This window comes from Ferrimonas futtsuensis DSM 18154 (genome assembly GCF_000422645.1).
Lineage (GTDB): Bacteria > Pseudomonadota > Gammaproteobacteria > Enterobacterales > Shewanellaceae > Ferrimonas > Ferrimonas futtsuensis.
Genome location: NZ_AUGL01000023.1, coordinates 63,573 through 73,861 on the forward strand (window position 1 = coordinate 63,573; position 10,289 = coordinate 73,861).

Annotated in this window: 10 protein-coding genes and 1 tRNA gene; 6 read left to right on the forward strand and 5 right to left on the reverse strand. The window is 58.8% G+C overall.

Translation table 11 applies throughout. From position 1 onward, the window contains the following. Positions 1-271 precede the first annotated feature (271 nt). Together pflB and pflA are read left to right on the forward strand one after the other, a co-directional pair. A complete protein-coding gene (pflB, locus tag G505_RS0114895; protein WP_028110281.1) occupies positions 272-2,554 on the forward strand; it encodes a formate C-acetyltransferase in 2,283 nt (760 codons plus the stop codon). Positions 2,555-2,649: 95 nt separating this feature from the next. Continuing rightward, positions 2,650-3,393, forward strand: a complete 744-nt coding sequence (gene pflA, locus G505_RS0114900; RefSeq protein WP_028110282.1) for a pyruvate formate lyase 1-activating protein — start codon at positions 2,650-2,652, stop codon at positions 3,391-3,393. A gap of 58 nt (positions 3,394-3,451) precedes the next feature. Here pflA and G505_RS0114905 read toward each other — a convergent pair whose 3' ends face one another. Together G505_RS0114905 and G505_RS0114910 are read right to left on the reverse strand one after the other, a co-directional pair. After that, a complete protein-coding gene (locus G505_RS0114905; RefSeq protein WP_028110283.1) occupies positions 3,452-4,978 on the reverse strand; it encodes an MFS transporter in 1,527 nt (508 codons plus the stop codon). Next, complete coding sequence (locus G505_RS0114910) at positions 4,978-6,006, reverse strand: HlyD family secretion protein (RefSeq protein ID WP_028110284.1); 1,029 nt, start codon at positions 6,004-6,006, stop codon at positions 4,978-4,980. The genes G505_RS0114905 and G505_RS0114910 overlap by 1 nt, the downstream gene beginning before the upstream one ends. 179 nt (positions 6,007-6,185) lie before the next feature. On the opposite strand from G505_RS0114910, the gene G505_RS0114915 reads away from it, so the two are divergent. Both G505_RS0114915 and G505_RS0114920 read left to right on the forward strand, forming a co-directional pair. Beyond that, on the forward strand, positions 6,186-6,782 hold the full coding sequence (locus tag G505_RS0114915; RefSeq protein ID WP_028110285.1) for a TetR/AcrR family transcriptional regulator: 597 nt from the start codon (positions 6,186-6,188) through the stop codon (positions 6,780-6,782). 69 nt (positions 6,783-6,851) lie between these two features. Next, entirely contained in the window at positions 6,852-7,499 is a 648-nt protein-coding gene (locus G505_RS0114920) for an energy-coupling factor ABC transporter permease (RefSeq protein WP_028110286.1), read from the forward strand. A 70-nt stretch (positions 7,500-7,569) separates the two neighbouring features. On the opposite strand, the gene G505_RS23470 is transcribed toward G505_RS0114920, so the two are convergent. After that, the gene (locus G505_RS23470; protein ID WP_281169896.1) at positions 7,570-7,701 is read right to left on the reverse strand and encodes a hypothetical protein; all 132 of its coding nucleotides are present in this window, start codon (positions 7,699-7,701) and stop codon (positions 7,570-7,572) included. Between the two features lie 218 nt (positions 7,702-7,919). Then, entirely contained in the window at positions 7,920-8,519 is a 600-nt protein-coding gene (locus tag G505_RS0114930; RefSeq protein ID WP_028110287.1) for a short chain dehydrogenase, read from the reverse strand. 93 nt (positions 8,520-8,612) lie between these two features. Between G505_RS0114930 and G505_RS0114935 the strand changes: the two genes are divergently transcribed. Continuing rightward, the gene (locus tag G505_RS0114935; protein ID WP_051216288.1) at positions 8,613-9,521 is read left to right on the forward strand and encodes a LysR family transcriptional regulator; all 909 of its coding nucleotides are present in this window, start codon (positions 8,613-8,615) and stop codon (positions 9,519-9,521) included. 91 nt (positions 9,522-9,612) lie between these two features. After that, positions 9,613-9,688 (forward strand) — tRNA-Arg (locus tag G505_RS0114940). Positions 9,689-9,957: 269 nt separating this feature from the next. Here G505_RS0114940 and G505_RS22810 read toward each other — a convergent pair. Beyond that, positions 9,958-10,289: integrase core domain-containing protein (locus tag G505_RS22810; RefSeq protein WP_157509232.1), on the reverse strand; the 332-nt coding region annotated here is incomplete at its 5' end.

A 10,289-nucleotide genomic window follows, 5' to 3' on the forward strand; every position in this document is an offset into this window, starting at 1 on the left:
AGTGTGACGAACAGAGCAATCTGGCGATCGAGTGGCAGCGGCACAGCATGCCACTACCTATACTTAGGGACGAGCTATTATTGGTGCCACCCAGTCCTTTGTGCCCAAAGAGGGTGGTCTGTAAGCCAGAAGAGATTTGCATTTTTGCAACCGGTCCTGCCCTTAAACAACGAAGAGCAGAACCGTAAAATCGCTTCGTCATAGAAGGGACATCCCGACGTGCCGTCGATGACGAAACGTATCATCTTTACTATGTTAAAGGTTAAACACTATGACAGAGAAAACGACTCAGTTTGCAAAGGCTTGGGAAGGCTTTGCGGCAGGTGACTGGAAATCCGAAGTTAACGTACGTGACTTCATCCAGAAGAACTACACCCCCTATGAAGGCGACGAGTCCTTTCTAGCCGGTGCTACCAAGGCCACCGACGACCTGTGGGCCAAGGTAATGGAAGGCATCCGCATCGAGAACTCCACTCACGCGCCTGTTGACTTCGACACCTCCAAGATCTCCACCATCACCTCTCACGACGCCGGTTACATCAACAAGGATCTGGAAAAGATCGTTGGTCTGCAGACCGAAGCGCCTCTGAAGCGTGCCATCATCCCTAACGGCGGTATCCGCATGGTTGAGGGTTCCTGCAAGGCCTACGGCCGCGAGCTGGATCCTATGACCAAGGAGATCTACACCGACTACCGTAAGACCCACAACGCTGGCGTTTTCGATGTTTACACCCCAGACATCCTGCGTTGCCGTAAGTCCGGTGTGATCACCGGTCTGCCAGATGCCTACGGCCGTGGCCGTATCATCGGTGACTACCGTCGTGTTGCCCTGTACGGCATCGACTTCCTGATGCAGGACAAGCTGAACCAGTTCCACAGCCTGCAGGACGACCTAGAGAACGGTAACGGTCTGGAAGACGTACTGCGTCTGCGCGAAGAGATCGCCGAGCAGCACCGTGCCCTGGGCCAGATGAGGGAGATGGCCGCCAAGTACGGCTTCGACATCTCCAAGCCTGCTGAAACTGCTCAAGAAGCGATTCAGTGGACCTACTTCGCCTACCTGGCGGCCATCAAGTCTCAGAACGGCGCTGCCATGTCTCTGGGCCGTACCTCCACCTTCCTCGACATCTACGTTGAGCGTGACCTGAAGAACGGTGTTATCACCGAAGAGCAGGCCCAGGAGATGCTGGACCACTTCGTAATGAAGCTGCGTATGGTTCGCTTCCTGCGTACCCCTGAGTACGATCAGCTGTTCTCTGGCGACCCAATCTGGGCCACCGAGTCCATGGCTGGTATGAGCCAAGACGGCCGCACTCTGGTGACCAAGAGCTGCTTCCGCTTCCTGAACACCCTGTACACCATGGGTCCAAGCCCAGAGCCGAACATCACCGTTCTGTGGTCTGACAGCCTGCCAGAAGGCTTCAAGAAGTACTGTGCGAAAGTATCCATCGATACTTCCTCCATCCAGTACGAGAACGATGACCTGATGCGTAAGGACTTCAACTCCGACGATTACGCCATCGCTTGCTGTGTATCCCCACAGGTTCTGGGTAAGCACATGCAGTTCTTCGGCGCTCGTGCCAACCTGGCCAAGACCATGCTGTACGCCATCAACGGTGGTATGGATGAGCTGTCCAAGACTCAGATGGGCCCCAAGATGGAGCCTATCACTGACGAAGTTCTGGACTACGACACTGTATACGCCAAGCTGGACACCTTCATGGACTGGCTGGCCAAGCAGTACGTGACCGCTCTGAACTGCATCCACTACATGCACGACAAGTACTCCTACGAGGCTTCTCTGCTGGCCCTGATGGATCGCGACGTTGAGCGCACCATGGCTTGTGGTATCGCTGGTCTGTCCATCACCGCTGACTCCCTGTCTGCTATTAAGTACGCCAAGGTGAAAGCAGTACGTGACGAAGACGGCATCGCCACCGACTTCGAGATCGAGGGTGACTATCCTAAGTTCGGTAACAACGACCCACGCGTAGACGAAATCGCCTGCGAGCTGGTTGAGAGCTTCATGCAGAAGATTCGCGCTCTGACCACTTACCGTAACTCCACTCCTACTCAGTCCATCCTGACCATTACCTCTAACGTGGTATACGGTAAGAAGACTGGTAACACCCCTGATGGTCGTCGTACCGGTCAGCCTTTCGCGCCTGGTGCCAACCCAATGCACGGTCGTGATGAGTCTGGTGCTGTTGCGTCCCTGACCTCCGTGGCCAAACTGCCCTTCGCCCACGCGAAAGATGGTATCTCCTATACCTTCTCCATCGTACCTGGCGCCCTGGGTAAGGACGAAGACGGTCGTCGTGCTAACCTGGCTGCCCTGATGGACGGCTACTTCAAGAACACTCAAGTTCGCGAAGGCGGTCAGCACCTGAACGTTAACGTGATGAACCGCGAGATGCTGCTGGATGCCGTTGAGAATCCAGAGAAGTACCCTCAGCTGACCATCCGCGTTTCCGGTTACGCCGTACGCTTCAACGCTCTGACCAAAGAGCAGCAGCAGGACGTAATCACCCGTACCTTCACCGAAACCATGTAAGGTGAACTAACCACGGGTTAAGATAGAGGCTCTGTCACTGACAGGGCCTCTTTTACTTTTTTTCAGCCATAAACCGGCTGCACTTCGGAGAGACAATGAGCGTAGAAGGTCGTATTCATTCCTGGGAATCCTGTGGCACCGTAGACGGTCCGGGGATTCGCTTTATCGTGTTTATGCAGGGATGCCTGATGCGCTGCAAGTATTGCCACAACCGGGACACATGGGATCTGGACGACGGTAAGGTTGTAACCGTCGACGAGGTCATGGACCAGGTTGACTCCTACCGCTACTTCTTCGAAGCCAGCGGAGGCGGCGTAACCGCCAGTGGCGGTGAAGCCATACTGCAGCCTGAGTTCGTCGCCGAACTCTTCCGCCGCTGCAAAGAGCACGATATCGACACCTGTCTGGACACCAATGGCATGGTGCGTCACTACACGCCCGCCATCGATACTCTGCTGGACAACACGGATCTGGTGATGCTGGATCTGAAACAAATTAAGGATGATGTGCACCGCAACCTGGTGGGCGTCTCAAACAAGCGCCCCCTGCAGTTTGCCGAGTACCTCGCCAAGCGCAATCAGCGCACCTGGATCCGCTACGTGGTGGTTCCCGGCTACACCGACGACAACGAGTCCGCCCAGGAGCTGGCGGAGTTTGTGGCGGCCAAGCTGCCCAACGTCGAACTGGTGGAATTGCTGCCCTACCACGAACTGGGCAAGCACAAATGGACCGCCCTCGGTGAGGAGTATGAGCTGGACGGCGTCAAGCCCCCCAGCGGCGAGACCATGGAGCGTATCAAAGGGATCTTTGAATCCCAGGGCCTCAAAGTTAAGTACTGAGCCCAACACGCAAAAAAAGGGAGCCGAACGGCTCCCTTCTCTTTTTCCGGAGCCCAGGTTACGACTGGGATTTAGGCGCTTGCTTGGCTGCCCACACCTTACTGCTGACCATCACCACCGCACAGCAGGCGATGGAGGCAATCAACCACTGGAAGCTGTTGACGCTGGCCACCGAGGCCACCTGCCCCTTGAGCGCGCCACTGAGCAGTGCCGAGGTGATCTGCCCACTGGCGCCCAGCCCCTGAGACAGGCTGTGGGAGTAGTGCTGGAAGGTGTCACTCGCCGGGTTGAAGTAGCTGCCCAGCACCGAGGTGGCGTTGGCCGCCTCCAGGGTCTTCAGCCGGGAGAATTCGGCGATGGAGAGCATCGACCCCAGGGTGCGGAACAGATAAAACCAGGCCACCCCCTGCAGCAGATGCGCCTTGGGCAGGCTTCGCAGGATGTGGATCACCACGGTGACATTGAGAATGCCCACCGCCAGCCCCTTCAGCAGCATGGCGGGCCACAGGTCACTCAACCCACTGGCGGCGCTGCTCGAGGTCAGCAGCACACAGGCGATCACCATCATCAGCACCCCCAGGGGCACCACCTTGTCCGGCTGACCACCGGGGAAGTAGGTCACCCTGACCGCCACCAGCGCCCCCAGCAGCATGCCGCCGAAGCTGACCAGCTCCAACTGGCCCAACTGGGCGTGGCTGTAACCCAAAGTGCCGGTGACAAAGCCGGAGGTGAGCATGGTGGCGCCCATCACCGCAAAGCCGGCCACCGCCGCATTGACCATCCCCACCCGGGCCGAGGGCAGTGCCAGCACCTGGGACTCCAGCAAAGTTCCCCTGCCCCAGCCTCGCCGTATCGCCAGGGCCGCCAGCCCCGCAACGGGCAGGGTCACTGTCGCCAGGGCGGTAATGCGCGGGTCATCAAACCAGTTGTATCTCTCGCCCTTGAGCAGCAGCAGGGTGACCACAGTCAGGGCGCCAGCCAAAAGCCCACCCTGAACCCAGTTGAACCTATGGGTCTCACGCAGCTCCGGCCAGGGCCAGGAGCCAAACCGCACCCAGTAGAGCAGAGCCAGGTAGGGAATCAGCTGCAGGGCAAAGGCCCAGTGCCACAGGCCCGCTTCCGCCAATTGCCCCATCAACATTGGGTAGAGCCCCAATGGAATCAACACCACCACCAGAGACATCACCGCCTGCACCACAGAGATGGCGCTGAAACTCAAATTGCCCAGCACCACCCGGTGCGCCAGCAACAGCAAGGCGCTGGCGCTGGCACCATGAGCAAACCAGGCGGGCCATTGCCACTGGGTCGGCGCCAGAAGAGTCGCCAGGGTGGCCACTCCCCCCACCAAGGCGGCAACGCGCAACAGCTGGCGGCTGCCCCATTGGCGGGCCAGCCAGGCGCTCAGTGGCAGAGACAAAATTTGCCCCAGCATATACAGCACATTCAGCCAGCTGGCTTCATCCGCCGACAGCCCCAGGGCGGCGGCAATCTCGCCGCTGCCGGCGGAGTAGATGCCGGAGCTCAGCCCCTGGGGCAGCAGCAACAGCAGCGCCAGCAGCAGGGTCGGCAGTAGCCGCACCGTCATCAGCCCTGCCCCCGGGTATCCACTTCCACCACCGCCGACAGCCCCGGCACGACGCGGCCTTTCAGCGACTGGGGCAGCTCAAGTACGATCTTCACCGGCACCCGCTGCACCACCTTGACAAAGTTGCCGGTGGCGTTGTCCGGCGGCAGCAGGCTGAACTGGGCGCCGGTGGCCGGCGACACGCTCTCTACCCGGCCATTGAGCGGCTGTCCGGGAAAGCTGTCCAGTACCACGGTTACCGGCTGGTCCGGCAGCATCTGGCTCAGTTGCCCCTCCTTGAAGTTGGCGTCCACCCACAGATTGTCCGTGGGCACAATGGAGAGCAGCGGCGTTCCAGGCGCCACCAGCTGACCGACCCGCACCCCACGATTGCCCACCACCCCGGAAACGGCGGCGCGGATCCGGGTGTCCTCCAGCGCCAGTTCGGCCAGAGTCAGAGCCGCCTGCGCCTGCTCCGCCCTGGCTTGCAACTGCTTCAGGCCACTGCGGGCCGACGCCAGCCCCTGACGGGCCCCCTCCAGTTTGAGTTCGGCGCTTTGCTCACTGAGCCGGGCCAGCTCCATCCGGGTCTTCTGAGCGTCGTGCACCGACGCCGAGGTCAGGTTACGCCCCAGCAGCTCCGACTGGCGCTGCCACTCCAGCTTCTGCAGCTCGGCATCGGTGTGAGCCGATTCGATGCCGGTGGCCGCTTGGTCCACCGCATTTTGCTGCATCTGCACCTGCTGGCGTGCGCTCTCTACCGCCGCCAGGGCTTCGGCCAGGGCGCCTTTGGCCTGGTCACGGCGGGCCAGGTAATCCCGGTTGTCCAGCTCCGCCAGCAAGGCCCCCTGCTCCACCCACTGGTTGTCATCCACGTTCAGGCGGGTGACCACACCGCCCACCTCGGCGCTGATCCGGGTGATCTCACCCTGCACATAGGCGTTGTCTGTCTTCTCTACGCCGACTTGGGGAGCCAGGTAGAGATAGAACCCGGCCAGTGCCGCCACCAAAGCGCCTGCCACAATCATTGGTTTTAACTTGCCGTTCATAGAAACACCCTGCTGATTATCGGTCCAAGAGGTCACCAACCACCGCCTTTATGCCTTCTCCGGCCCTCTGACTGAGTGATCTTCCTCAACACAAAAGATACTGTACTGTACAGTATCATAATGAGTCAGTATGATGGTTGGCAAGAGATCACGGCATAAAACTGTACTAAGGAGTACACATGCGTCCCTCAAGTCTTAAGAAACGTGAGAAGTATCTGGAAGTTGCTACCGAACTGTTTTTGGAGCACGGCTTTGAGGGAACCGGCCTGGATCAGTTGATCACCCAATGCGGCGGCTCCAAGCTCACCCTGTACAACTACTTCGGTGACAAACGCGGCCTGCTGAAAGAGGTGGTCACCGGCGTCACCGAAACTCTGCATCAGCAGCTGGTGTTTGATGCCGATGACACCACTTCCACCGAAGTCCAGCTGCGCCAGTTTGCCGAGCGCTACGCCGCCTTCATCTACCACCCCAGGTTCATGAACCTGTTCCGGCTGGTGATGGAGCGAAGTGACCAGGACCCGGAACTGGCGAGCCACTTCCTGGCGCGGGGCCCCAAGTACGCCCTGCAGGTGCTGGAGCAGTTCCTGTCGGCCCGGGTCGACTGCGGCGAACTCAAGCTGGACGACCCCCAGATGGCCAGCGAACAGCTGCTGGGGGCGCTACGCAGCTCCCGCTACTTCGAAGCCCTGTTGACCCGCACGCCCCTCGGCAAGGAGGAGCTCAACCACTACGCCGATCGCGCAGTGACCACCTTCCTCAAAGGCGCAAGATAGACTGGCCACAGAGGAAAGCGCTAGCTCAATGGGTTACCCTTAATTAAGGAACAAGGAGACGCCCCATTGATGAGTGAACTGCCCACCCCCACCGAAGGCTTGGCCTGGATACTCTGGATCTGGCTGATGATCCACTGCATCCGCCAGGGAGGATTGGTGCAGTCGATTCGTCAGCACAGCTATCTGCTGCATCTGACCCTGGGCACCATAGTAGGACTGGCCGCCCTGTGGCGACTGCGGGCGGGGATCTACGAGGGGCTGGAGCTGCACTTTGTCGCCCTCACCGTCACCACCCTCATCTTCGGCTGGCGCAACGCCATACTGGTGGGCAGTGCCGCCCTGTTGATCCTCACCCTGCTTGGGGTGGAGCAGTGGCAACAGGCGGGAGCCATCGCCCTGCTCGGCGTCGCCACCCCGGTGCTCCTAAGCTTTGGCATCCTCACCCTGAGCCACAACACCTTGCCGCGCAACCTGTGGATCTACATCTTTATCGACGGTTTCCTTAACGGCATCCTCTGCTTTGTGGCCCGAACCCTGCTGCTGGCCGCCTGGTACAGCAGCCAATACGACTGGACACTGATCAGGGACAACTATCTGATTCTGATGCCGCTGTTCTTCTTCCCCGAAGCGATGCTCAACGGTTTCAGCACCACATTGCTGGTGGTGCACAAACCCCACTGGCTGGCCACCTGGCGTGAAGAGCAGTACCTGAAGTAACTGTCACTGCACACCTCACAGGCACAAAAAAGCCGCCCTTCTCAGGCGGCTTCTTGATGCGGCTGGCAGACTAAGCAGCGAGAAACTCGGCCACCCTCAGGGTTTCGCCACTCATGCTGCCGTTGAGCGCGGCCAAATACACCTCGGCAGTCTCGTCGGCGCTACCGATGGTGCCGCTTGCTCCCACAATGAGAATTTTCATCGGAAATCCTGCTGTTTTTGCTGTTATTTTTGGTTGCCACTCGTCCTAATGACGCCCTGTGGCCTAGCAAAAGCATCCGTGATGCGAAGCATTCTGGCCCAAACCTTTCCCTAACACAATAGAGCCACACTTGTCATACCCCTTGAGGCATAGCCGTTACTTACTGATAACTAAATCAAAAAAAGCGGCCATGAGGCCGCTTTTTCACTGAAGCTGATTTACAGGTAATCGGGCACATCCAGGGTCTCGCCGGACATCTGCCCCTCCAGGGCGGCGATGTAGGCCTTGGCGGTGTCCAGGGCGGACACCCCTTGGCTGCTGTCCATGCCCATCATCTCCATGGTTTCCTTGACGAACACCGGGGCCACGGCATTGATGCGCAACTGGGGCAGCTCCATGGCCGCCGCCTTGACGAAACTCTCCAGGGCACCATTGACCATGGTAATGGAGGCGGTGCCGGGGAAGGGCTGACGAGACAGCACACCAGACGTCAGGCTGATGGAGCCTCCGTCATTCACGTACTCGGCGCCATAGCGCACCAGGTTCACCTGGCCCATCAGCTTGTTCTCCAGGGCCAGGGCATAATCCGCGTCGCTTTGCTCAGCCAGAGGACCAAAGGCGGCCACTCCGGCAGCACTGATGATGGCGTCCACCTTGCCCACCTCGGCCAGCATCGCCTTAATGGACTCCAGGTTACCCAGGTCCACCTGCACATCGCCGCCCTTGTGGTTTGCGCTGACAACTTCATGCTTGCCTTCCAGATGGGCCGCAATGGCTTTACCAATAGTACCGCTGGCGCCTACCAATAAGATTTTCATAACTCTGATTCCTTCACTCTGTGACTGTGTTGGACTCAGAATAGACCCCACCCTAAAATAGAAAAATAACCTCGAAATGAAATCAATTTTCTCATGGAAAGAAAAATAGACCTGATCAAGGCGATGCGCACCTTCCTGGTGGTGGTGGAACAGATGAGCTTCTCCGGCGCCGCCCGCCAGCTCAATATCGTGGTCTCCGCCGTCAGCCGCCAAGTGGCCGACCTTGAGAAGCACTTCGACTGCACCCTGCTCTACCGCACCACCCGGGCCATGCAGCTGACGCCTGAGGGGCGCTTCTACCAGGATGAGTTCAAGGCGGTGCTGGACCGGCTCGATGCCCTGGAGTCCACCACTCAAGCCCGGCGTCAGTCCATTGCCGGCCACCTGCGCATCACCAGCGCCTACAACATCGACCAACTGGGGATACAACACCACATCGCCGACTTCCTCAAGCAGCACCCGGAGGTGCGCCTCTCCTGGGTGATGGTCAACCGCTACGTCAACCTGATTGAAGAGGGGTTCGATCTGGCCCTGAGAGTGGGCCAGTTGCCCGACTCCAGCTTCATCGCCCGGGACTACCACACCATAGGGGTGTGCTTCGTCGCCAGTCAGGACTACCTGGCCGAGCACGGTCTGCCGAAACACCCCAAGGAGCTGGTGAACCACAAGATGCTCATCGATGGCTCCAACCGTCAGCCGGGTCGACTGCATTACATCGAAAACGGCAGGGAGCAGCAGGTGAGCGTGCAGGGACAAATCGAGATAAACCAGGGGCCGGTGCTGGGTCAACTGGCCGCCGCCGGCCTCGGCATCGCCCAACTGCCAGATTTCATGGTCAAGGACGCCATCAACCGGGGCGAACTGGTGCCCATACTCGAGGAGTTCAGCCTGCCCAGAATTCAGGTCTCCCTGGTCTACCCGGCCAGCAAACTCACCGACCCCACCCTGCGCGCCTTCATCGACCATCTGCTGGCCGCACAACGGCAGCAAAGCAGCGGCTGAACAGCCAGCCAACAGGGGGTGCCCAAAAAATCCTCAAACAAATCAAAAGGGTTTTCAACCGCCGCTAAACCCGGCTAGAATGCAGAGCATACTCCCTATAGCTCAACAGGATAGAGCAGCCGCCTCCTAAGCGGCCGATCGAGGTTCGAGTCCTCGTGGGGAGGCCACATCACCTCTTTTCCCCAGGTAATTCAATATCCTATTTTTGGACAACATTCTTGTCCCGCCTCTGTCCCGCCCTAGAAACCATCTATCCAAGCAACTTAACCACCGTTGATCTTTCTTTCTAGGTCTTTGGGCCAAGTTTTTGAGTGCTTGATTTTTGCAGCATGGTGCCTGGCCCACACATCCTCTCTCAGCCAACCTTCCGGCATCGACTTTCGGAGTCCTAGGGCATCCAGCCTTTCATCTTCCTCTTTGGTGACAAATGTAGTGGTCAACTAATTCCGGACAGTAAGTTAGACCGATTCTCGGCTTGAACAGGAGTAACGCCATCATTGTGTTGATGGGGCCGCTGTCGGTTGTAGTAGTGCATCAGGTATTCACTGATGTCTTTTCTGGCCTCGGCCACTGATGGGTAGCCCGTCGCGGGTACCCATTCTGATTTCAGGCTGCGGAACAACCTCTCCATCGGCGCATTGTCCCAACAGTTTCCCCGGCGGCTCATGCTCTGAGTGATGCGATAGCGCCACAGTCGTTGTCGGAAGGCCCGGCTGCTGTATTGGCATCCCTGGTCTGAGTGGAACATCAGGCCTTGGGGTTTACCTC

What these genes read in the sequence shown, in the direction of transcription:
- G505_RS0114930 (WP_028110287.1), bottom strand. Translation starts at nt 8,519, where the DNA reads ATGAAAATCTTATTGGTAGGCGCCAGCGGTACTATTGGTAAAGCCATT.
- G505_RS23470 (WP_281169896.1), bottom strand. Translation starts at nt 7,701, where the DNA reads ATGAAAATTCTCATTGTGGGAGCAAGCGGCACCATCGGTAGCGCCGAC.
- G505_RS0114915 (WP_028110285.1), top strand. Translation starts at nt 6,186, where the DNA reads ATGCGTCCCTCAAGTCTTAAGAAACGTGAGAAGTATCTGGAAGTTGCT.
- G505_RS0114935 (WP_051216288.1), top strand. Translation starts at nt 8,613, where the DNA reads ATGGAAAGAAAAATAGACCTGATCAAGGCGATGCGCACCTTCCTGGTG.
- pflA (WP_028110282.1), top strand. Translation starts at nt 2,650, where the DNA reads ATGAGCGTAGAAGGTCGTATTCATTCCTGGGAATCCTGTGGCACCGTA.
- pflB (WP_028110281.1), top strand. Translation starts at nt 272, where the DNA reads ATGACAGAGAAAACGACTCAGTTTGCAAAGGCTTGGGAAGGCTTTGCG.
- G505_RS0114905 (WP_028110283.1), bottom strand. Translation starts at nt 4,978, where the DNA reads ATGACGGTGCGGCTACTGCCGACCCTGCTGCTGGCGCTGCTGTTGCTG.
- G505_RS0114910 (WP_028110284.1), bottom strand. Translation starts at nt 6,006, where the DNA reads ATGAACGGCAAGTTAAAACCAATGATTGTGGCAGGCGCTTTGGTGGCG.
- G505_RS0114920 (WP_028110286.1), top strand. Translation starts at nt 6,852, where the DNA reads ATGAGTGAACTGCCCACCCCCACCGAAGGCTTGGCCTGGATACTCTGG.